The organism is Bradyrhizobium sp. WYCCWR15520, from assembly GCF_056174665.1.
Genome location: NZ_JBWBWM010000067.1, coordinates 1 through 22533, shown reverse-complemented (window position 1 = coordinate 22533; position 22533 = coordinate 1). Strand labels below are relative to the sequence as shown.

The following is a 22533-nucleotide window of genomic DNA, read 5'->3' as shown; positions in this document are numbered from 1 at the left end:
GTAACACCATCAATGTGAGGGACGACCGCCCGCCTTCCAGGCAGGTCGCGCGAAGCGCGCCACCCAACACCGCCGTAGCAAGCGCGGCTTGCCTGGAGGGTGGACCGGGGCCCGTTACCCCATCTACAGTTTCTCGGCTTACCTGAAGTGATAGTTCACGCCGACCTTGATGGTGTGGAAGTCGAAGTTGCCGGAATCCAGCGGGATGCCGCCCAGATTGTAGGTTTCGCCGCCGAGGCTCGTGTACATGTATTCGCCCTTGGCCGACCAGTTCGGCGTGAACATGTATTCGAGGCCGCCGCCGATGGTGAAGCCCGTATGAGTCTGGTTATCCGAGAACGTCTGCCCGATCGCTGAAATGGAGGCCTTGTTGTTGGCCCAGGCATAACCGCCCTTGGCGTAGAGCAGGGCTGCATCGATCGCAAAACCGGCGCGGCCGGTCACGCTGCCGAATGAGTTGATCTTGGTTTCGGAGGTGACCAGAAGCCCGCCGCCAAGATCCTCGGTGACGCTGTCCTTGATGCTGGCGCCGGCGGCGTCGACTTCGATACCGAAGACGAACTGGCTGCCGGGGAATTGCCAGTTGTAGCCGATCGTGCCGCCGCCGAAGCCGCCGCTGCCCGCATCAGTCTCCCAGCCATAGCCGCCCATCGCGCCGATATAGAAGCCGGACCAGTTGTACGCCGGAGACACCACCGCCGGCGCCGGACCCTTCGTGTAGGGCCGCGCCCGCAGGTCGGCGGCCGAGGCCGCGGTGGCGGCCGACAGAATGGCTGCACCAGCTAGAAGTAGTCGTTTCATAGTTTGTCCCCTGTAGTTGAACACTCGTATAATCCCCTGCAGGCCCCCAAGAGCGGACCGATTGCACCGGCACGGTGACGTAAGGTTCTGGAAGTGAGCGCGAACGCGCCCCGAAAGAATCGTCCGCAAGCGACGTTTGTGCGGATGTGAGAACGTCGTTCGCAGGATTAACCATACGACATGTATGCCGGCAAAAATTGGACCGAAGCACGTCCGCTCATTGGCGCGGGCAGGTTGCTATTTCGACAGCGATGCGGCGACGTGTGGCGCAGAATGCGTTCTCGAAATGCGCGAGAGGTGACACGATTGCGTTCGATCGGGATTGTGTTCGCGCATGCGAATGTTGGTACGCACCGGCCTATCCACGTCATTGCGAGCCAACGGGTCGCGCGAATGCGCGCCCGATGACAGGCTCCGCGAAGCAATCCATCTTTGCGCGCATGAGGTGACAATGGATTGCTTCGCTTCGCTCGCAATGACGGGTGGATATAGTTTCGCGAGCTCGCGACACGTTTGCTAACGATTGCCTCACCTGCGCCGGCGCACATGGACGTTGATGTCGAGATCGATATCGCTGACGCAAGTCTGTGTCGTGCGATGCGAGCTGCCCTCATGCCAGCGGCCTGTGCGCGTGCGGGCGTTGCTGACCTCGGCGAGTTTCAGGCAGCGCCATTGCGGCAGCGGACCACTGCTTTCGCCGGCGAACTGCCAGGCCAGCACGACCTCTTCGCCCCGTCGATTGGTGCCGATGATATGCGGGCAGAGTTCGCGGCCGCGGCCGCCGTAGCGGCAGACGACCTGCTGCCCGGAGAGGATGGCGTTGCGGAAGATTGCATAGGTGGCGCTTTGCACGGGGTGGCGTACCATCTAGGATTGTACGGTATTGGCTGTATAACCGTTACGAACGACTTTGTTTCCAGAGAACCGAATTCATGGCCTCCCGACGCAATCGTCCGATCAACCTGCCGGCGCCGTATCTCAAGCGCGTCTGGCTCGAGCCGTCACGGATCACCAACCGCGAGGCCTATCCGTTCTGCCTCCCGTTGCTGCGCGACGATTTCGAGCTGAGCTTTGACCGGGCGATCACCATCATCGTCGGCGAGAACGGGACGGGCAAATCCACCTTGCTCGAGGGCATCGCCGTGCTCGCCGGCTATGACGAAGCCGGCGGCGGCAAGGGGTACATGACAGTCGACCACTCCTGGGCGTTGGAAAAAATGGGGGGACAATTGTCCAACGCGTTGCGGGCGAGCTGGCTACCCAAAATCACCAATGGCTGGTTTTTCCGCGCCGAAAGCTTTTTCTCGGTTGCCCGATACTTAGACGAGATGGCTCAGAAATATCCAAAGGGAGGAGGCCCTCCGCCGGACTTCCTGTCTCATTCCCACGGCGAAGGCTTTCTGCGTTTCTTCGAAGAGCGTTGCCAGCGGCAGGGCATCTTCATCTTCGACGAACCAGAATCCGCGCTGTCGCCGGCGCGGCAGATCGAGTTTCTGAAACTGATGCGACGGATGGAGAACGTCGGCCATTGCCAGATCATCATGGCCACGCACGCACCAATGCTGATGGCGTATCCCAACGCGACGTTGCTGCGGCTGACGAAATACGGGCTGGAGCCGGTGGCGGTGCGCGAGACGGACCACTACAAGGTCCTGCGCGAGTTCTGCGATGACCCGGACGGGTTCGTCGAGGCGGCGATCGAGGAGTGAGGGCGTTGCCCTAATGGACATCGCGGAACTACAAAGAATTTTGTCAGACCGTGGGGTGCGGCCGCGCGCGTTTAGTGTCGAGGGAATTGGGGCCGACCACGAGCAGTATCGATTGGAAAGAAGTGGAGGCGTTTGGCGCACCTATTATTACGAGCGCGGAAATATGAACGCCCTTCGTGAGTTTCCCGATGAAGACGAGGCGTGCCGTTATTTTCTTGAGGTGCTTCTCAATGATCCGACCACGCGGCGTTGATGTCCAAGTCGGGCGGGATCGCGCCGAAATCCGGCATTCGCGCGACGCGAGGGGTATCGCTGCGCTCCCCCCATCCTACACAACTGCAGACTTTGTCGCAGGGTGAGGCAGCCACGCCGAGCCCGCTTGTGCTATGATGCCGAATGAACAAGGGAAAGCAGGGAGGACGCCATGCCTCATACCCTGGTGCCCAGCGATCGCGTCGAGCGCGTGAACGTGTACGGGCGCGATGGCACGAAACTCGGCTCGATCGAGCGGCTGATGCTCGACAAGGTGAGCGGAACCGTGGCCTACGCCGTGATCAAGACCGGAGGGCTGCTCGGCAGCCACCATCACTGTCCGATCCGCTGGGACGCTCTCCGATTTGATTCCGCACGCCAAGCCTACCAGACCGACGTGACGCTGGAGGATTTGCGCGCGGGCCCGTCCGAGCTCGATGAAGAGGCCTTCGATTGGGGCGATCGCTCGCGCCCGCATCCGCACTATTGGACGGTGTAGCGACGTCGGGGATGAACGAAATCGCGCCGCGCGGTCGAACGAAGGAAGCGGAATAGCCTGCGCTATTCCGCGTTACGAGCTTTCTGTTACTCTCTGACGAGACCGACGCTCAGGCGACGGCAGAAGCGGCGGGACCGCGCCGCCTATAGGCCATGTAGCCGACACCGGCAAAGCCCAGAATGAGCATGGCCCATGTCGATGGTTCAGGCACGGCGCTGACGGCGCCGAATTGCACGTTGTCGATCAGGAAAAAATCGTTGTTGTTCGAAGTCACCCGGATTGAATCGAACGCGACGCCACTAAATCCATAAAAATCATTGGCGCTGGCACCGACGCTTGTCGAGAAGCTTTCCACTGTGCTTCCGCCCAACAGCGCCGTAAGGGTGTAACTTGTATCATTGCTCACCAGCGCAAATGCCGCCGCAGTCTGGAGGTTCGTAAATGCAAGAGTTACCGAAGACTGCGCTGCCGCCGAGGCATCCCAGTTACCCACGGCGTTACCCACGATGTTGGGATATCCGATCTGCGGCGGCGAATAGTATATCGCGGGGGAGAAGCTCACCCCGAACGCGGCAAACTGGTTCGTGACGGGTGTATACTGCGATAGAACGACCTCGTCGAAGGTGATTGTTGTCACGGGGGAATTAAGCCCCGTGGCGCTGCCGTTAATGATCGCGGCGGTCGCTGGAGACGGCATGTTTGCGCCGGCCACCACCGCGGCAAAACCCAGTATTAAATGGCGGATATTCATTCAACTGCCCCCTCAACTATCCAATGCACGATGCATTGCATCCTGCGCGGCACCTGTCCGGCAGCGCCACGAACCAGCCTTTTTTAGTGCGAAAATGCATGACGATGTCGCCACCGCGCCGACGCGGGGCCAACAATAGAGTGGGGAAACGACATGAGCGTGACGATTGCGAGGGTGGGCGCCGTGGTGATGGCGCTGGCGGTGATGGGGACCGCCTGGGCGCACGGGCCAACCCGCCAGAAGGTGCGGGAATCGATCGAGATCAACGCGCCGCCGACCAAGGTGTGGGCGGTGATCGGCAATTTCCAGGACATGAGCTGGCTGCAGCCGGTCAGCAAGACCGAGGGCGCGAAAGGCAACGAGATCGAGGCCACGCGGCGGTTGACGCTCGCTGATGGCGCGACCGTCGATGAGGAGCTCTACAAGTACGATGCCGAGAAGATGACCTATTCCTACCGGATCACGGCCGTCGACGTGAAGGTGCTGCCGGTCACCAACTATTCGTCCACCCTGACGGTCACCCCCAGCGCCGACGGCAAGGGGAGCAGCCTGGAGTGGGCCGGCGCGTTCTATCGCGGCTTTCCCAACAACGATCCGCCGCCGGAGCTGAGCGATGCGGCCGCGGTGAAGGCGGTGAGCGGGCTTTATCGCGCAGGCCTCGAGGCGCTGAAGAAGAAGGTCGAAAGCGGAAGCTGATCGTGCGGGCCGTTGCCCTGGCGGCGCTCGTCGCCGGCATTGGCTCCGCCTTGGCCGGGCAGGGTTGGGCCGAGGAGGCGTTCGTCACCAACCAGCTCAGCGAAAATCTGACGGTCGTGGATCTCACATCCTTGCGGCCGGTCGCGACCATCGCGATCGGCGGCAAGCCTGCGGGCGTCGCGATCACCCCGGACGGACGCTTCGCCTATGTGACGAGCCCGGACATCAAGGCGCTGACGGTGATCGATGCCGCCGCACGCCGGATCGTCGGCAAGATCGACGTCGGCGGCGGCCCACTCGGTGTCGCCGTGACGCCGGATGGCGCCACCGTCTATGTCGCCGACTGGTACGCCGCGGCGGTGCGGGTGATCGATCCCAGGGAGCAGCGCGTGATCGCAAATATCACGGTCGGCGCATCGCCCTCGGGTCTCGCGGTGACGCCGGACGGGCGGCTCCTGCTCTCGGCGGACCGCGACGCCGACAGCGTGTCCGTCATCGATACCGCAACGCGCGAGCGGCGGGCCGTCGTCAAGGTCGGGACGCGCCCGTTTGGCATTACGATCGATGCCGAGGGCCGGCGCGCCTACACAGCGAATGTCGGCTCGAACGACGTGTCGGTGATTGACATCGCCGAACACAAGGAGATTGGACGCGTGAAGACGGGTTTGCGCCCCTATGCAGTGGCGCTCGCCCAGGGCCGCGGCTTCGTCACCGACCAGTACGACGGCACCGTCAGCGTGTTCGATCTCGCCACGCTGGCGCCGATCAAGCGCATCACCGTGGGCGACTATCCGGAAGGAATCGCGGCGACGGCGGATGGCAGGCGCGTCATCGTGGCGAACTGGGAGAGCAACTCGATCAGCGTGATCGATGCGGCCGAGCTCAAGGTGACAGGCGAGATCAAGGTCGGCGACGGGCCGCGCGCGTTCGGAAGGTTCTTGCGGCGGTAGAGCGAGCGTACTGCGTAGGGTGGGTAGAGCGAAGCGAAACCCACCGTTGGCGAAGGTGATGGGTTTCGCTGCGCTCTACCCATCCTACACGTTTAGGTCATCATCAATGTAAGATTGCGTAGCGCATTGCGTTATGCCATCAGTCGCATTCAAGTCGCCGCTGCTCATGCAGATGCGCGGACGCGCGGTGAAACCGGAGACGTTTCTTATGAATGATTGGATGGCGTTAGCGGCCTCATGGTTGCCGTTCGTAGTGCTGATGGCGGTGTGGCTATGGCTTTCGAGGGGATATCGGGGACGTGGACCGTCCGGAGCCAACTGGGCCGAGCTTTACGAGCAACAGGTCGCGGAGACCCGACGGATGAACGTCTTTCTGGAACGCATCGCAGTGTCGCTAGAGAAGCGCGGGAATTCAGCAGGCAACTGAGCTTGTTTAGGTAGAATGTCGATCGATCAAACGCAGCTAAGCAAGTTCTTGAGTCTCGTCCTGCGTCACAAGCCGGATGCGATCGGGCTTGCGCTGGATTCCCAAGGGTGGGCCAACATCGGAGAACTGATCGACAAGGCCAGTGCCCTCGGCACGAAGTTCGACCGGACAGAGCTGCTTCACGTCGTCGAGACAAGCGATAAGAAGCGATTTTCGGTCTCGGCAGATGGGCTGCGCATTCGGGCAGCCCAGGGGCATTCTGTGTCCGTTGAACTCGGGTTGTCGCCCAAAGAACCGCCGCCGGTGCTGTATCACGGGACAGCGACGCGGTTTGTGGAAGCAATACTTGAACAGGGGCTCAGGCCGCAGGCCCGCCAGCAGGTTCATCTCTCCCGCGATGAAGAGACGGCCCGTCGTGTGGGTGCGCGACATGGCAAGCCGCATATCTTTAAGATCGACGCGCTAGCCATGCATGCGAGTGGCATGAAGTTCTACCTCGCTGACAACGGTGTCTGGCTGACGGATCGAGTGCCGCCGGAGTTCTTGTCGTCAACCGCGGCAGATTAGGCTGCGAAGAGCTACTCCGCCGCCTCACTCGCGCTGCTTGCCTTCCTTGGCTTGCCATCAGCCTTCTTCAGCACCGGGGCCAAAAACTTCCCCGTATAGCTCCGCGGCGCCTTGACGATGTCCTCCGGCGGGCCCCAGGCGACGATCTCGCCGCCGCCGTCGCCGCCTTCGGGGCCGAGGTCAATGACCCAGTCGGCGGTCTTGATGACCTCCAGATTGTGCTCGATCACCACCACCGTGTTGCCCTGGGCGACCAGCTCGTGCAGCACTTCCAGGAGTTTTGCGACGTCGTGGAAGTGCAGGCCCGTTGTCGGCTCGTCGAGGATATAGAGCGTGCGGCCGGTGGCGCGCTTTGAGAGTTCTTTGGCCAGTTTGACGCGCTGGGCTTCGCCGCCCGAGAGCGTTGTCGCCTGCTGGCCGACATGGATGTAGTCGAGGCCGACGCGGTGCAGCGTCTTGAAGGTCTCGCGGACGCGGGGGACGGCTTTGAAGAATTCGGCGGCTTCTTCCACCGTCATGTCGAGCACGTCGGAGATCGACTTGCCCTTGAACAGGACTTCGAGCGTCTCGCGGTTGTAGCGCTTGCCCTTGCAGGTATCGCAGGTGACGTAGACGTCGGGCAAAAAGTGCATCTCGATCTTGATGACGCCATCGCCCTGGCAGGCCTCGCAGCGGCCGCCCTTGACGTTGAAGGAGAAGCGGCCGGGCTCGTAGCCGCGCGCCTTGGCTTCGGGCAGGCCGGCGAACCATTCGCGGATCGGCGTGAAGGCGCCGGTATAGGTCGCGGGGTTGGAGCGCGGCGTGCGGCCGATCGGCGACTGGTCGATGTCGATGATCTTGTCGATATGCTCCAGCCCCTCGATGCGGTCGTGCGGGGCCGCGCCCTCGCTGGCGTTGTTGAGTTTTCGGGCAATCGCGCGGTAGAGCGTGTCGATCAGAAGGGTCGACTTGCCGCCGCCGGAAACTCCCGTCACGCAGGTGAACAGGCCGAGCGGAATCTCCGCCGAGACATTCTTCAGATTATTGCCGCGGGCGTTGACGACCTTGATGGTGCGGCGATGGTTCGGCGGCCGGCGCTCGGGGATCGCCACCGACAATTCGCCGGTGAGGTATTTGCCGGTCAGCGACTTCGGGTTCTTCATGACCTCGGCGGGCGTGCCCTGTGCCACGATGTGGCCGCCATGCATGCCGGCGCCGGGGCCGATATCGAGCACGTAGTCGGCGAGGCGAATGGCGTCCTCGTCATGTTCGACCACGATCACGGTATTGCCGAGGTCGCGCAGCCGCTTCAGCGTCTCCAACAGCCGCGCATTGTCACGCTGGTGCAGGCCGATCGACGGCTCGTCCAGCACGTAGAGCACGCCGGTCAGTCCCGAGCCGATCTGGGAGGCCAGGCGGATGCGCTGGCTTTCGCCGCCGGACAGCGTGCCGGAGGATCGCGACAGCGTCAGATAATTCAGGCCGACATCGAGCAGGAAGGACAGCCGCTCGCGGATCTCCTTCAGCACGCGCGTGGCGATCTCGTTCTGTTGCGCATTCAGCGCGGCAGGCACGCTCTCGAACCATTCGCCGGCGCGCTTCACCGAGAGTTCGGAAATCTCGCCGATATGCTTGCCGCCGATCTTGACGCAGAGGGCCTCGGGCTTGAGCCGATGGCCGTTGCAGCCGGCGCAGGGGATGTCGGAGAAATACTTTGCCAGTTCCTCGCGCGCCCACTCGCTCTCGGTCTCGCGATAGCGCCGTTCGAGATTGGTGATGACGCCCTCGAACGGTTTCTTGGTGTCGTAGGAGCGAACGCCGTCCTCGTAGGAGAATTTGATCTCGTCGTCGCCGGAGCCGTGCAGCAGCGCTGCCTGCGTCTTCTTCGGCAGGTCCTTCCACTTGGTGTCGAGCGTGAACTTGTAGAATTTTCCAAGCGCGGTCAGCGTCTGGATGTAATAGGGCGAGGATGATTTGGCCCAGGGCGCGATGGCGCCCTTGCGTAGCGTCAGCTCCTTGTCGGGAATGACGAGGTCCTCGTCGATATGCTGCTCGACGCCGAGGCCGCCGCAGGCGGGGCAGGCGCCGTAGGGATTGTTGAACGAGAACAGCCGCGGCTCGATCTCCGGGATCGTGAAGCCGGAAACCGGGCAGGCGAATTTTTCCGAAAACAGAATTCGCTCCGGTCCACTCTTGTCGTGGATTTTTGCGGTCTTCTTGTCGGACTTCTTCTCTTCCGCCGCGCCCGCCGGGGCATCCGCATATTCGATCACGGCTAGGCCCTCAGCGAGCTTCAGCGCGGTCTCAAAACTTTCGGCGAGGCGCTGGCCGAGATCGGGACGGACCACGATGCGGTCGACCACCACATCGATGTCGTGCGGGAATTTCTTGTCGAGAACTGGCGCGTCCGAGAGCTCATAGAAGGTGCCGTCGATCTTGACGCGCTGAAAACCCTTTTTGAGCCATTCGGCGATCTCTTTCTTGTATTCGCCCTTGCGCCCGCGCACGACCGGCGCCAGCAGATAGAGGCGGGTGCCTTCGGGCAGCGCCAGCACGCGGTCGACCATCTGCGAGACGATCTGACTTTCGATCGGCAGGCCGGTGGCCGGCGAATAGGGCACGCCGACGCGCGCCCACAACAGGCGCATATAGTCGTAGATTTCGGTGACGGTGCCGACAGTGGAGCGCGGATTCTTCGACGTCGTCTTCTGCTCGATCGAGATCGCAGGCGAGAGGCCGTCGATCTGATCGACATCAGGCTTCTGCATCATCTCCAGAAACTGACGCGCGTAAGCCGAGAGCGATTCGACGTAGCGGCGCTGGCCTTCGGCATAGATGGTGTCGAAAGCGAGGGAGGATTTGCCGGAGCCGGAGAGGCCAGTGAACACGACCAGTTTGTCGCGGGGAATCTCGAGATCGACATTCTTGAGATTGTGCTCGCGCGCACCGCGAATCGTGATCGCACGCGATGCGGAGCCGGCGTTCTGTTGGCGCTTCGCCCTTAGCACTTCATCCATATCGGCATTTCCAGGCACGCTTGTCGCGCGCCGCGTTGGGCGCGCATTGCCGGAGCGAACCGGGATCAGGCGCCGATGAGTGAAAGTCGGAACATAGGAAGAACGGCAGGGAATATCCAGTGCCGCGCGCGAATCATCAACGGATTGTTTTGCGCCATCAACGTTTTGGCAGCAGCCGTCAGCAGCGCGAGCCGGAACTCAAAACAAGACGCCTCCGTTCCGGGTCTCGGAACGGAGGCGCGTGCAGCTTCAGTTGAGAAAGCTTAGAAGTGATAGTTCACGCCGACCTGAACGCTGTTCAGGTTGATCGTTCCGACCTGAACGCCGCCCGCGACGGCGTTGCCGAAGTAGGTGCCGCCTTCGAGGCTCTTATAGAGGTACTCGGCCTTGACCGACCATTTCGGTGCGAACATGACCTCAACACCGGCGCCGAGGGTCCAGCCCGAGTGGAAGCGATCGTCCGAGACGCTCACGCCGAGCGCGGTTGCGGTGAAGCGGTTGTCGGACCAGGCGTAGCCGCCGGTGCCGTAGACGAGGACCTGATCGAAGGCGTAGCCGACGCGGCCGCGAACGGTACCCATCGAGCGAATCGTGTAGTCGACCGAGGCGAGACCCCCGAAGAGGCCCACGTTCGCACCCACGTCAGCCCAAGCGGCGTCGGCTTCGAGACCGAGGACGACGTTGCCCATCTGCCAGTTGTAGCCGGCGGTGCCGCCAGCGAATCCGCCGCTCAGCGTGCCGATGCCCGACGAATTCTCCTGGGCGTAGCCGCCCATCGCGCCGAGGTAGAAGCCGGTCCAGTTATTGATCGCAATCGCGGCGGCGGGTGCCTTGGTGTAGGCCCGCGCGGGAAGATCGGCGGCGATCGCGGGCGCCATCCCAAACGCGATCAAACCGGTGGTGGTCAGCAGAATCTTTTTCACTTTCTTTTTCCTTTCGCGGCTCCAACGCAAACTTTCCTCAGCCGTCAATTTGAGGTTGCTCGCGCATATAGCTTGAAGTTCCCGCAAAAGGCTGTCGCCGAAAAACCACATCCGCGGCAAAAGTAGGTACTCTGCAACCGGCGCGGGTGTCGACGAACCCGCGGTACAACCAAACAAAAAGGCCGGCGCAAAGGCCGGCCTTTTCATCTTCGGTGAAGGCGTAGATCAGTACCTCGCAATCACCGGGCCACCCCACCGGTAGTTCACGCGAACGGTGACGAGATCGACGTCCTGGCGGATGCGGTCGCTGCCGAAGGCGAGGCCGCCCACGGTGGTGACGAAGTCGTGGGTGCGGTCCTGCATGAACAAGTGGTTATATTCAATGCCGGCCGACCAGTTGGGGGCAAAGCCGAATTCGATGCCCGCGCCGACCACGCCACCCCAGCGGGTGTCGTCACCGGTGTTGGCAATCACGACGCCCGAGGCAACATCGCGGATGCGGAAACGATCCGCCGTAACGGCCGCACCGCCCTTGAGGTAGAACAGAACGTTGTTGGCGGCGTAACCGACCTGGCCCGTGATCAGGCCGAACGCATCGATGCGCGACTCGTTGCGGAGCGTCGGATCGAACAGGCTCACATTGTCGCCCCTGAAGTCGGCCCAGTTGCCCTGGCCTTCAAGACCGAACACCCAGGTGCCAGCTTGCCAGCGATAACCGAGCTGACCGCCGGCGGTGCCTCCGGTTGCATCGTGGCAGCCTTCGTGGAAGGCCGGAACTACAGGACCCACGCCATCGTTGGTGAGATCCCAGCACTTGCGGCTGGAACCCCAGCCACCGTTTGCGCCGATGTAGAAGCCTGTCCAATCGTAGACCACGGCGACCGGTGCCGGCGGCGCCTTGGTGATGGGCCGCGCCCGCAGGTCGGCGGCCGCGGCAGGCGCAGCGAACGCGATGAGAGCAACCGTACCTAACAGAAACTTCTTCATCCTCTGATCTCCAGCTCTTGCCCGCTTCCCGTTGGTCCCGAAGCGTTGCCGTGATGACGCGAACGCCCGCGCCGATGGGTAATTCTATATCGCGACTCGCGCAAAAATGGCGTGTCCCGGATGCAACAGGCGAGAGCCAAGTTATATGCACAACACCATGATTATGCTGGTATAATTGGAACAACGGAGGGAACTTTTCGGGTTCCAAGTCGGCTTTCCGTGGGTTCCCGGGGTTCGCCTAGCGGTTGTAACGTCGCGGCCAGGCGCTGGGTGGGGTGTTGGCGGGAACAAAGCTGGAACATGCGGCCGGGCGATGCTATATGTGGATAACCGCCGGCTTGGCGAGGGATCGCCAAGTCAGCGGGGCCTGCGAGCGTATAGGGTCGGGTCGGATGTCCAAAAAGCGGACAGGCGACAGGCCAAGCGACAGGTCAAGAATTGAAGACGTCCGGCGATAGCGGGCCAATGATTTTTGCCGGCGATATCGAGTGGAGAGCGGCGATGGCGGGAAGTGTGAACAAGGTGATTCTGGTCGGTAACCTCGGCAAGGATCCGGAGATTCGACGCACACAGGACGGGCGGCCGATCGCCAATCTGAGCATCGCGACCTCGGAGACCTGGCGCGACAAGGGTACCGGCGAGCGCAAGGAAAAGACCGAATGGCACCGAGTCGTGATCTTCAACGAGGGGCTCTGCAAGGTCGCCGAGCAATACCTGAAGAAGGGCGCCAAGGTTTACATCGAGGGCGCGCTGCAGACCCGCAAATGGACCGACCAGAGCGGCGTCGAGAAATACTCGACCGAAGTCGTGTTGCAGGGATTTAACTCGACCCTGACCATGCTCGATGGCCGCGGCGGCGGTGGAGGCGGCAGCTTCGGCTCCGACGATTCCGGCGATTTCGGCTCCAGCGGTCCGGTCTCTTCGGCGCCGCGGCGGGCGGTGGCGGCCGGCAGCCGCAACAGCGACATGGACGACGACATCCCGTTCTAGCGCAAGGCGCCCGTTTTGGAGCAGGGCCTTGCGGCGCATTGGCTTCGCAAAAAATTCGCTTGCGAGAACGGGCGTTTACGGCTGGTTTACTTAATGTGCCGGCGCAAGAACGATCTACATTCGGCTGAAAGCGCTCGTTGGCGCGTTGCGATCCGAGCGCATGGCCGGTTCGGCGCGCTGTTATCTGCTTAATATTTGCATGAGGTATTTCGCCTAAGCTGCTCCCAGCCTCGAACGCCAACCGGTCTGGAGCGGCCACCATGAGCCTCGCACCGTTGCTGGAGGCCCCCGGCACGATCCCGCTGCACGCCTTCGCAGCGATGGCGGCGTTTGCGCTCGGCATCGTACAGTTCGCCGCGCCAAAGGGGACCTTGCCGCACCGGACCATCGGCTGGATCTGGGTGCTGCTGATGTTTGCGGTCGCAGTCAGCGGGTTCTGGATCCACGAGATCCGCATGTTCGGCCCGTTCAGCCCGATCCATCTGCTGTCGATTTTCACGCCGATCATGCTGGTGTTCGCGGTTCTGCACGCCCGCCGGCACAATGTCGGCGCGCATAAGAAGGCGATGATCTCGATCTTCTTCGGCGCGCTCGTCGTCGCCGGCGTGTTCACGTTCCTGCCGGGACGGATCATGCATGCGGTAGTTTTCGGTCCATAATAGACGGTAATCAGGTGCCGTTTTGGCGCTTCAGTCCAACCCGGAAATGACCGTTCCAGCAGCAGTTGGGAAACCTCCTTGCGATGCCGTAAGTCCATGAAAAAACGAGCGGAAAAACAGCTCCCACTTGAAAGCTTCGGGGTGGTTATCGGACCTCCGATGCGCTATATGATTCCCGACTAAGAACTGACTGGATTTCCCCTTTGTCCGACAACGAAGACGACAAGCCCGGCGAGCCGCCGGAGCGCTCCGATATCCGTCCCGTTTCCATCCTCGACGAGATGAAACGCTCCTACCTCGATTACGCCATGAGCGTGATCGTGGCGCGTGCGCTGCCGGATGCGCGCGACGGATTGAAGCCCGTGCACCGCCGCATTCTCTACTCGATGCATGAGCAGGGACACACGCCGGACAAGAAATACGTCAAATCCGCGCGCGTCGTCGGCGACGTGATCGGTAAGTATCATCCGCACGGCGATCAATCGATTTACGACGCGATGGTCCGGATGGCGCAGGATTTCTCCATGCGCGTACCGCTGATCGACGGGCAGGGCAATTTCGGCTCGATCGACGGCGATCCCCCGGCGGCCTATCGATATACCGAAGCGCGCCTGACGCGGTCGGCGCAGGAGGTTATCGGCGATATCGACGAAGACACGGTCGACTTCCAGCCCAACTATGACAATTCCGAGCGGGAACCGTCGGTTCTGCCGGCCAAGTTCCCAAATCTTCTGGTCAACGGCGCCGGCGGCATCGCCGTCGGCATGGCAACCAACATCCCGCCGCACAATCTCGGCGAAGTCATCGACGCCTGCGTCGCGCTGATCGACAATCCGGCGCTCACGATTGACGACCTCATCAACATCGTACCAGGCCCGGATTTCCCGACCGGCGGCATTATTCTCGGCCGTCAGGGCATCCGCTCCGCCTATCACCTCGGCCGCGGCTCGATCGTGATGCGCGGCAAGGTGACGATCGACACCATCCGCAAGGATCGCGAGGCGATCATCATCACCGAAATTCCCTACCAGGTGAACAAGGCGACGATGGTCGAGCGCATCGCCGATCTGGTGAAAGAGAAGAAGATCGAGGGCATTGGCGATCTCCGCGATGAGTCCGACCGCGACGGTTATCGCGTCGTCATCGAACTGAAGCGCGAAACCGTGCCCGATGTCGTGCTCAACCAGCTCTATCGGTTCACGCCGTTGCAGGCGAATTTCCCGGCCAACATGCTGGCGCTGGATTCCGGTCGTCCGCAGACGATGACCCTGAAGGATCTGCTCACCATCTTCATCGCGTTCCGCGAGCAGGTGGTGACCCGGAGGACCAAGTTCCGGCTCAGCAAGGCGCGTGACCGCGCCCATATTCTGGTCGGCCTTGCGATCGCGGTCGCCAATATCGACGAAATGATCCGCGTGATCCGAACCTCGCCAGATCCGAACACCGCGCGCGATACGCTGATGTCGCGCGACTGGCCGGCGCGGGACGTCGAGGCGATGATCACGCTGATCGACGATCCCAGGCACCGCATCAACGCCGATGGTACGATCCGGCTGTCGATGGAGCAGGCCAAGGCCATCCTCGACCTGCGGCTTCAGCGGCTGACCGCACTGGGGCGGGATGAGATTTCCGAAGAGCTCGACAAGCTCGCGGCAGAGATCGCCGACTACCTCGACATCCTGCGGTCGCGCGCCCGCGTTCAGGCGATCGTCAAGACCGAACTGGCCGAGGTGAAGCAGAAGTTCGCCACCCCGCGCAAGACTGTGATCGTCGAGCAGGAAGGCGAGGTCGAGGACGAGGACCTGATCCAGCGCGAGGACATGGTGGTCACGGTCTCGCACGCCGGCTACGTCAAGCGCGTGCCGCTCTCGACCTATCGGGCACAACGGCGCGGCGGCAAGGGCCGCGCGGGCATGCAGACCCGCGACGAGGACTTTGTCTCCAGGCTGTTTGTGGCCTCGACCCATACGCCGGTGCTGTTCTTCTCCTCGCGCGGCCAGGTCTACAAGGAAAAGGTCTGGCGGCTGCCGATGGCGGCTCCCAACGCGCGCGGCAAGGCGATGATCAACATCCTGCCGCTGGAGCAGGGCGAGCGCATCACCACCATCATGCCGCTGCCGGAGGATGAATCCTCCTGGGCCAATCTCGACGTGATGTTCGCCACGACAGGCGGTACCGTTCGCCGCAACAAGCTGTCCGACTTCGTCGATGTCCGCCGATCCGGCATCATCGCCATGAAGCTCGGGGAGGGCGAATCGATCGTCGACGTCCAGATCTGCACCGAGCATGACGACGTGCTGCTGACGGCGGCCGGCGGCCAGTGCATCCGCTTCCCCGTCACCGATGTCCGCGTCTTCACCGGCCGCACCTCGATGGGCGTGCGCGGCATCGCGCTGGCGGAGGGCGACAAGCTGATCTCGCTGGCGATCCTGCGCCATGTCGAGACCTCCTCCGACGAGCGTTCGGCCTACTTCAAGATGCGCCGCGCAGTGGCCGGCGAAGCCGCGGCGGAAGAGCCTGCTGATGTGGAAGGCGAGGAGACCTCGGGCTCGCTTCAGCTCTCGCAGGAGCGCTACGCCGAAATGTCGGCGCAGGAGCAGGTGGTGCTGACGGTCTCCGTCAACGGCTTCGGCAAGCGCACCTCGTCCTACGAGTACCGCACCACCGGACGCGGCGGCAAAGGCATCGTCGCGATGAGTGTCAACAACCGCAACGGCAAGCTGGTGGCGTCGTTCCCGGTGGAGCACAGCGATCAGATCATGCTGGTCACCGACAAGGGCCAGCTGATCCGCTGCCCGGTCGAGGACATCCGCATCGCCGGCCGTTCGACACAGGGCGTCATCGTGTTCGATACGGCCGAGGACGAGCACGTGGTGTCGGTCGAGCATATTTCGGAAGACGAGAACGGCGAGAACGGAAACGGCGGGTAGCGCCGCCCGGCTGTCATTTCGGGCCTGCGTGCTACCCACGCAGCCCGGAATGACGAAACTCGTAGCCCCCGCGCGCCACTTCAGGGCTCCCGGTGCAGTAAACCAGACCTTAACCATATATCGATACCATTTGCTGTATCCGGGTGGTGACCGTCCGGCCAACGGGAGCAAAATCATGCCCGTCGAGATGCTGACGTATGCCGAACTGGGCGAACGACTTACTGTTTCGCCAGAGGCCGCGCGTGCCCTGGTGAAGCGACACCGATGGCCGCGCTCCCGCTCCAACGACGGCAAGACGCTGGTCCAGGTCGATCTCAGCGAATTCAGCCATTCCCCAATACCCCGTCAGCCGCAAACGCAGGCCGGTCACCAGGTGGTCACCGCCCTGAAGCAGCGAATCGAGAGCTTGCAGACCGAGCTGGCGGAGATGAAGGTGATCGCCAGCGGCCATCGGGCCGACTTCGAGCGAGAGTGCGAACGCACGAACAAGCTCCTGGCCGAACTGCTCAAAGTCAGCACGGAAAGCGTGGGAGCCCGGGAACGGGCGGCTCTGCTCGAAGGCAAGCTATCGATGCTGACGCAACCCTGGCGGCGCCGTCTGATCGATGCTTTCACCCTTGCCTTGCCACAAGTCGCCTCCAGCCCTCGCGAGAGCGCCGGCCCGATAGCCCAGTCGCAGAATTGAACCGACTTGCCAACTCGTCGTCCCCGCCGTGGCTGGCACAGGCAGGCGTGGAGCATGTTGAGGTGCGCCGCGTGGTTTTCCCGCGGCGCGACAGCTACCTTAAGCAAAATACGGCTACGCCGCCTCGGTTGCGTCGAGCTGTGCCTCCAGTGAAGCAATGGTGATCCGGATGTTGTCCTTCCGGGCTCGCAGGCTCCGCGCCAAAACCGAATAGGTTACGGCCGACAGATCATAAACACCCGCGCGGGTTTCCTCGTGTTCTATTTCGATGGTGAGCAACTCGACCGAACGCGAGAGGCTTTCGATCAGTCTCGCCATTTGTGACCGGTTCACCGCTGCCGTGCCCCGGAGTGTCTGAAGTAGATGCGAAGTTGTCATTGGTAGCCTCTGCGCTGGTCTGGTTTGGGACGCGCTCGCGGCGCATTCAGGTGTACAGCAAAGGCAGTGCCAATTAGGGCTGCGAGAATCTCCGTAGTTCTCCGGATCAACAGCGTAGCCTCCCGAACGGTCCTGCTCGAGGCCAGGACCGAGACGAGGCCCAGTGCCATCAGCAGCACGCCAAGCCAGGTTGCCGTCCAGCCGCGGCCGTCATCGGCTGCCTCGGAGTTGGGTGCGGCGACCGGTGCGGCAGAAGGGGCGGAGGCGGCAACCGCGTCGGCCGGCGCGGCTGCCAAAAGCGTCTCCACGTCGACCTGGCGCGACGTGGCTTGGTCAAGCGTGAGCTGGTCGGTCACGCGGTTGGCGACGGGTGCCGGCGGCACGAGGGCTGCGGCGCCCGCAGGGACGACGGAAGCGGCATCGGCCACCTTTAGCTTGGGTGCGGGCGGCGTCGGCGGAGAAGTTTCCGCCGGTGCGGAGCGCAGCAGCTCCGCACGCGCATCCACGACCGCCTTGCGCTTGCTCTGCGCGGCCTCGTTCTCCTCGGAAGCGGTGACACGAGGCTTCGCGGCGCGATGACGAGCCTGCTTTTTCACCGCCATCGCCTCATCGGTCTGGAACCAGCATCTGCGCCCGCCTTCCAGACGGTAGACCCAGTGCTGGCCGGCCGTCGTCGACTTGCCCGGCCGCGACAAGCACTCCGCTTCCGCTTCTGCGGCAGCGGGCGCAGTGGCCTGCCGGGGAGCGAAATTGAACCAGTCTGCAAAAGGATTCGAAGACGCAGGCGATGTCGACAGACCTGCGAGAAAGACAAAAGCGCCGAAGCAAAATCGCAAATGACCGGACATGGGACACCCCGGTGTTGCGCCCCCGCGGGCACGACCTTTGGCCGCGACCTGGGTCACAATGCGGCTTAAATCCGGCAGCGCGGTGGATTCATTCTGGCCCGGAAATACGATCCAGGCCCGAGTGCCCGCCTGTTGCCGCGCGAAAGGCGTCCGGTGTTTTCTGGCCGATCTCGAACCTGGATGGAGTTGTTGAAACTTAGTATTTCATGTTGCGGCCCGCGTCGATGTGGCGGGGACCGCCCCCATGCGCTGCTGCACCTTACTGCAGCATCTTCTGGCCTTGTCGTTGGGGTGGTTGTTAGTCAATCCGCGATGTCTGCGCATGGACTCCAACGGACATTGAGCAACCTTTCACGAGTCATGTTCAAAGGCGTCAGCAGCCCTGCTGAAACAACGCTCTCGCTTCGTCGCACAGTCGCCTGGGCGAGCATCTTGAGCCCTTGCCGGCATCCTGAGGGGATGTGCGGTCTTTGGTCGCGATACAGGGCGCGGTGGAAGGTCCTATGGTGGCCACGACATGATCCACGTTCTCGACATCGATCCGCGCATCGCGCGGCGTTGCTTGCACGCCGGACGCCTCCAAGCAGGAGTCTAGCCGGACGGTAGTTTGCCGTCCGGATACCCCCTTCCTTCATCAAACAGATTTGGTGTGTGGCTCTTCCGCGAGGGAAGCCCAAACAAGGAGGCATGTCGTGAACAACCCCTCTATCCCAGACGTCACTCTTCCGGCGTCTGATTATCGCCGCTTGGAGCGGCTCGCGCTGGCAGGCGCAGATCAAGGCGACGTGGACGCGCGCTTTCTGTTGAGTGAGATCAACCATGCGGAAATCGTCCCTGATGGCGCAGCCAGATTGGACAGCATTGTCACCATGGGTTCGTGGGTGACGTTCTGGATCACCTGGGGCTTCCCTCGCGAGACGAGGCAACTGGTGTATCCCGAAGACTACGCGTCCGAGCGAACCCAAATCCCCGTGATGTCACCGTTGGGCGCAGCGTTGGTGGGCCTGAAGGTCGGAAGTGAAATCCCCTTCTTCATCGCTGGGCGCACCAGCGTCGTCAGGATCGAACGCGTCAGTCGAGGTGACGCGAATGATGTTGTCAGGGCTTTGTTTTCCAATCCGGTGGTCAAGGGCAAAAAGCTCTTTGATGACGATGATCCGGGACCATCAGCAGCATAGGAAAGGAGAGAAAGTAATGAGCAAGACTAATTCCAAGAGCAAGCCTGAAATCGTGTTGCCGCCAATCACGGTGATGGAGGATGAGGCTAGGCGTCTAAACGCGCTGGCCAGTTCGAGCGCGATGCTGTTCCCGCGCGTGGCCCATTTCCTTGCACAGGAGATGGAGCGTGCAAAAGTGGTGGCGGATAATTCCGATCTGCGCGGAGTGGTCCGCATGGGCTCCCAGGTCCGGTACTGCGATGACAAGACCGGCGAAGTCCGTGACGTCGTGTTGGTGTATCCACACGAAGCGGACATAACGTTAAAGCGCGTCTCGGTTCTTACGCCGGTCGGAGCTGCGTTGATCGGCCTGTCGGTTGGCCAAGCCATCCAGTTTCAAACGCCAGGCCACAACAAGCGGTCCTTGACGGTGCTGGGCGTGTCCAACTGAAGGAGGCTTTGATATGTGCGACGTTTCAACTAGGCAAGCCGCTTTAACGGTTATCGGCATCACCGTCGTTTTGGCTGCCGTGTTATATGTTGCGACGTTCTTCAAGGCTTGAAGGTCCAACCTGCAAGGTAGCCCCTCTCGGTCCATGATCGAGTGGGGCACCTCACAGAGATTGCTTCTATACGTCACACCGCGACCCGAATTCATCGCGACCGATCGGCAGTGCCGGCAGGTCGTCTGATACGCATCATTCCGCGGCAAGCGGCGCTTCGCGCGGCACGATGATCCGGATTTTCGTTCCCGCGCCGGGTCTGGTTTCCAGATTGATCCGGCCGCCCAGACGATTGGTCACGATGTTGTGGACGATGTGCAGTCCGAGGCCGGTGCTGCCCTGGTCGCGCCGGGTCGTGAAAAACGGATCGAACACCTGGCGCTTGATTTCCGGGCTCATGCCGCAGCCCTCGTCCGAGAACAGCACTTCGACGTTGTGCTTGCCCGACGCCTGGGCAGCGATATAGACGGCTCCGCGCGCGCCATCCGGATAGGCGTGCACCGCGGAATTGATGACCAGGTTGGTCAACACCTGGCCGTAGGGGCCGGGATAGCTGTTCATGGCCAGATCAGGCTCGCATGCGACGTTGACCACGAGATTTCTGCGCAGCCCGAACCGCAGTCCCTTGACGACCTGTTCGGTCACCACGCCGAGATCGAAGCCTCTGCGGTCCGAAACGTTGCGATCGGCCGCAACTTGCTTGAACGACTGTATCAGATCGATCGCATGATTGAGATTGATCATGACTTGCGAGGCCGCCTCGCGGCTTGCCGCAATGAATTCAGTCAGGCTCGACCGGCGCACGCCGCCGCCGGCGACATCGGCTTCAAAGCGATCGGCCTTGTTTATGAATGCTGAGGCAACCGTGAGGCTGGTGCCGACGGGGGTGTTGAGCTCGTGCGCCACGCCCGCCACCAGCCTTCCCAGCGCTGCCAGCTTCTCGGTCTGCACGAGGCTGTCCTGCGCGGCGCGGAGATCTTCCAGCGATTGCGACAATTGCGTCGTGCGTTCCTGGACCTCGGTGAACAGCCGCGTGTTCTCGATGGCGATGACCGCCTGTCCGGCAAAGGTTTTCAGGAGCTCGACCTGCGCCTTGGCAAATAATTGCGGCTTCAGCCGCATCACTGCGATGGCACCGATCGCGACCTCGTCGCGCAGCATCGGCACGACGAGGATGCTGCGATAGCCCGATGTTTTCTGCAGGTCGCTATAGCCGCCCGAGACGAGCACGTCAGGCTCGTGCACGACGCGGCGCTCGCGGATGGCGACCGAGATCAGATTCTTGCTGGTCAGTGCGGCAGGGTAGGCCTTGCGCACCGCGGCGACCGATTCCGGGGAAAACTGGTCATGCGCGACCAGATGGACATGATCTCCCTCCCGGCGATAGACGGCGCTCAGCACGCTCTGGCAGAGCCGCGCGGCGTTCCTGACGATGCGGTCGAACACGGGCTGGATACCGGTCGGCGAGTCCGAAATAAGGCTCAAGACCTCCGCCATCGCCGCTTGCCGCTCCCTGGCTTCCTGCAGCTCGAGGGTAAGCTGTTCGATTTCCGTTTTGGCGGGATTCTTGGCTTTTGTTTTTGCAAGGCCGGGGATGGCCGCTGCCTTTGGCGCACGGCGGCCCTTTGCCGTGGTCGTTGCGCGGCTTTTCGATCTGGTTGGTTCGCCGCTTACTTTCATTGCCTGCCCAAGCCCCCCGGATAAGCTATCGCATCGGCCTAAGCCAGCAATGGGAAAATGCCGTCCGCACGTTCAGAACGTGCCCAAGAAGCGATAGGTGTGATATCAGCGCATCAACTGAAGATAGAGTTCATTTTTAGGGCAGGCGCGCCATTGGCGGGGTGTCCACGAAAAACGGCTGATCCATATGCTCGTTAAAATGATTTATCTGCTGGTCGCAGGATGTTTGTTGCTGCTTTTGCTCAGCTATGCCGCCGCTCAGGCCGGCCCGAATGCGGCACCCGCGACCTGTGGCGTTGATATCGAGAACCAGCAAGCGGATGACGTGGAGGCTGCCTGTTTGCGCGAGTTCGGGAAACTCGCGAGCCGCCAGGGCGAGTTGCTGACGCTGCGGCTCGAAAACGGCGCGTCAAAGGCATATCGAGACGAAGGCAAGGCTTGCGAAACCGACGACGCAGCGAGGTGCATCAGCTATCGGCTCGCCGCGTATCATCCCGAGGCGCACGTCTATTCGATCGCGATCAGATACTATGAAGGCGGTGCTGTAGAACTTCTCAGCGGGCGCACGGGCAATGTCCTGCGACTCTCGGGTACGCCATATTTTTCGCCGGATGGATCAAGATTCATCGTCATAGACAATGATTATGCCTATGGCGGCGAGCATGACCTTGCGATTGGCTCTAACGTGAACGGTTCGCTTTCACTGGAATGGCAAGCCAGGAGGGAAGAGCTCCTGGAATGGCGGCTTCAGAGCTGGATCGATAATGATCACATCGCCCTGCGCGTGTTTCCGGATGACGCCGGCCAAAAGTGTCCGGACAACAACTGCGACGCGATGCTGGTGCGTTTCGGGAATAGCTGGGCGCTTCGTCGGTTGCCAGCAAAGCAACAGTAATCAATCGATCGTCAAACCAGCGAGTAGCCCGGGTGAAGCGCAGCGCAACCCGGGATAAGCCGATCGTTGTGGCGAGATCGTTCCCGGATTGCGCTTCGCTCCATCCGGGCTACGCGCTGCTTGGGGCCGATTCCGTTGAAAAAGGCGGCAGTAGTTTCGTCGTGAACGCCCGCTGTTCCGCGGACGAGTCGGCTTGATGAGGCTCACGCGGGCATCGGGATCAGCTTGGCCATCTTACGAAGGTTCTGAG

At 61.9% G+C, this 22533-nt stretch carries 21 protein-coding genes and 1 pseudogene; 13 read left to right on the top strand and 9 right to left on the bottom strand.

The window, feature by feature from the left end:
* Window positions 1-138: 138 nt before the first annotated feature.
* Window positions 139-801, bottom strand: a complete 663-nt coding sequence (locus AC0QUY_RS39560; protein WP_475391393.1) for an outer membrane protein — start codon at window positions 799-801, stop codon at window positions 139-141.
* Window positions 802-1329: 528 nt separating this feature from the next.
* Window positions 1330-1668 (bottom strand): hypothetical protein, encoded by a 339-nt coding sequence (locus AC0QUY_RS39555; RefSeq protein WP_161854772.1) that lies wholly within the window; start codon window positions 1666-1668, stop codon window positions 1330-1332.
* 65 nt (window positions 1669-1733) lie between these two features.
* Between AC0QUY_RS39555 and AC0QUY_RS39550 the strand changes: the two genes are divergently transcribed.
* The 3 genes from AC0QUY_RS39550 to AC0QUY_RS39540 all read left to right on the top strand — a co-directional run bounded on the left by AC0QUY_RS39550 (window position 1734) and on the right by AC0QUY_RS39540 (window position 3261).
* The gene (locus AC0QUY_RS39550; RefSeq protein WP_161854771.1) at window positions 1734-2510 is read left to right on the top strand and encodes an AAA family ATPase; all 777 of its coding nucleotides are present in this window, start codon (window positions 1734-1736) and stop codon (window positions 2508-2510) included.
* Window positions 2511-2523: 13 nt separating this feature from the next.
* Window positions 2524-2763 carry a hypothetical protein gene (locus tag AC0QUY_RS39545; RefSeq protein ID WP_161854770.1) on the top strand — a complete coding sequence of 80 codons (240 nt, stop codon included), beginning with the start codon at window positions 2524-2526 and terminating at the stop codon, window positions 2761-2763.
* A 171-nt stretch (window positions 2764-2934) separates the two neighbouring features.
* Complete coding sequence (locus AC0QUY_RS39540) at window positions 2935-3261, top strand: PRC-barrel domain-containing protein (protein ID WP_161854769.1); 327 nt, start codon at window positions 2935-2937, stop codon at window positions 3259-3261.
* 109 nt (window positions 3262-3370) lie between these two features.
* On the opposite strand, the pseudogene AC0QUY_RS39535 reads toward AC0QUY_RS39540, so the two are convergent.
* A pseudogene (locus tag AC0QUY_RS39535) lies at window positions 3371-3487 on the bottom strand (PEPxxWA-CTERM sorting domain-containing protein); the annotation flags it as partial.
* Window positions 3488-4165: 678 nt separating this feature from the next.
* Here AC0QUY_RS39535 and AC0QUY_RS39530 point away from each other — a divergent pair.
* From AC0QUY_RS39530 to AC0QUY_RS39520, 3 genes are all read left to right on the top strand, one after another.
* Window positions 4166-4708 (top strand): SRPBCC family protein, encoded by a 543-nt coding sequence (locus tag AC0QUY_RS39530; protein WP_475391391.1) that lies wholly within the window; start codon window positions 4166-4168, stop codon window positions 4706-4708.
* 2 nt (window positions 4709-4710) lie between these two features.
* Complete coding sequence (locus AC0QUY_RS39525) at window positions 4711-5658, top strand: YVTN family beta-propeller repeat protein (protein WP_475391389.1); 948 nt, start codon at window positions 4711-4713, stop codon at window positions 5656-5658.
* Between the two features lie 442 nt (window positions 5659-6100).
* Window positions 6101-6652 (top strand): RNA 2'-phosphotransferase, encoded by a 552-nt coding sequence (locus AC0QUY_RS39520; protein WP_161854765.1) that lies wholly within the window; start codon window positions 6101-6103, stop codon window positions 6650-6652.
* Between the two features lie 11 nt (window positions 6653-6663).
* On the opposite strand, the gene uvrA is transcribed toward AC0QUY_RS39520, so the two are convergent.
* The 3 genes from uvrA to AC0QUY_RS39505 form a co-directional block, all read right to left on the bottom strand.
* Window positions 6664-9648 carry an excinuclease ABC subunit UvrA gene (gene uvrA / locus AC0QUY_RS39515; protein ID WP_475391387.1) on the bottom strand — a complete coding sequence of 995 codons (2985 nt, stop codon included), beginning with the start codon at window positions 9646-9648 and terminating at the stop codon, window positions 6664-6666.
* 263 nt (window positions 9649-9911) lie between these two features.
* On the bottom strand, window positions 9912-10571 hold the full coding sequence (locus AC0QUY_RS39510) for an outer membrane protein (RefSeq protein WP_161856689.1): 660 nt from the start codon (window positions 10569-10571) through the stop codon (window positions 9912-9914).
* Window positions 10572-10796: 225 nt separating this feature from the next.
* Window positions 10797-11558 (bottom strand): outer membrane protein, encoded by a 762-nt coding sequence (locus AC0QUY_RS39505; RefSeq protein WP_161854763.1) that lies wholly within the window; start codon window positions 11556-11558, stop codon window positions 10797-10799.
* 501 nt (window positions 11559-12059) lie between these two features.
* Here AC0QUY_RS39505 and AC0QUY_RS39500 point away from each other — a divergent pair.
* From AC0QUY_RS39500 to AC0QUY_RS39485, 4 genes are all read left to right on the top strand, one after another.
* Window positions 12060-12548: a single-stranded DNA-binding protein gene (locus tag AC0QUY_RS39500; RefSeq protein ID WP_475391385.1), complete on the top strand. Its 489-nt coding sequence runs from the start codon at window positions 12060-12062 to the stop codon at window positions 12546-12548.
* Between the two features lie 260 nt (window positions 12549-12808).
* The gene (locus tag AC0QUY_RS39495) at window positions 12809-13207 is read left to right on the top strand and encodes a DUF2306 domain-containing protein (RefSeq protein WP_161854761.1); all 399 of its coding nucleotides are present in this window, start codon (window positions 12809-12811) and stop codon (window positions 13205-13207) included.
* A 203-nt stretch (window positions 13208-13410) separates the two neighbouring features.
* Window positions 13411-16137: a DNA gyrase subunit A gene (gene gyrA / locus AC0QUY_RS39490; protein WP_475391384.1), complete on the top strand. Its 2727-nt coding sequence runs from the start codon at window positions 13411-13413 to the stop codon at window positions 16135-16137.
* Between the two features lie 175 nt (window positions 16138-16312).
* Window positions 16313-16822, top strand: coding sequence for a hypothetical protein (locus tag AC0QUY_RS39485; protein ID WP_161854759.1), 510 nt, complete (start codon window positions 16313-16315; stop codon window positions 16820-16822).
* A gap of 114 nt (window positions 16823-16936) precedes the next feature.
* Here AC0QUY_RS39485 and AC0QUY_RS39480 read toward each other — a convergent pair whose 3' ends face one another.
* Entirely contained in the window at window positions 16937-17140 is a 204-nt protein-coding gene (locus AC0QUY_RS39480; protein ID WP_475391382.1) for a hypothetical protein, read from the bottom strand.
* Between the two features lie 56 nt (window positions 17141-17196).
* A complete protein-coding gene (locus tag AC0QUY_RS39475; RefSeq protein WP_475391381.1) occupies window positions 17197-17895 on the bottom strand; it encodes a hypothetical protein in 699 nt (232 codons plus the stop codon).
* Between the two features lie 845 nt (window positions 17896-18740).
* Between AC0QUY_RS39475 and AC0QUY_RS39470 the strand changes: the two genes are divergently transcribed.
* Both AC0QUY_RS39470 and rnk read left to right on the top strand, forming a co-directional pair.
* A complete protein-coding gene (locus tag AC0QUY_RS39470; RefSeq protein ID WP_475391377.1) occupies window positions 18741-19226 on the top strand; it encodes a GreA/GreB family elongation factor in 486 nt (161 codons plus the stop codon).
* A 16-nt stretch (window positions 19227-19242) separates the two neighbouring features.
* Entirely contained in the window at window positions 19243-19656 is a 414-nt protein-coding gene (rnk, locus tag AC0QUY_RS39465; RefSeq protein ID WP_475391375.1) for a nucleoside diphosphate kinase regulator, read from the top strand.
* Window positions 19657-19903: 247 nt separating this feature from the next.
* On the opposite strand, the gene AC0QUY_RS39460 is transcribed toward rnk, so the two are convergent.
* Window positions 19904-21205, bottom strand: coding sequence for an ATP-binding protein (locus AC0QUY_RS39460; RefSeq protein WP_475391396.1), 1302 nt, complete (start codon window positions 21203-21205; stop codon window positions 19904-19906).
* Window positions 21206-21587: 382 nt separating this feature from the next.
* Between AC0QUY_RS39460 and AC0QUY_RS39455 the strand changes: the two genes are divergently transcribed.
* Window positions 21588-22283 (top strand): hypothetical protein, encoded by a 696-nt coding sequence (locus tag AC0QUY_RS39455; RefSeq protein ID WP_475391373.1) that lies wholly within the window; start codon window positions 21588-21590, stop codon window positions 22281-22283.
* Window positions 22284-22533 lie beyond the last annotated feature (250 nt).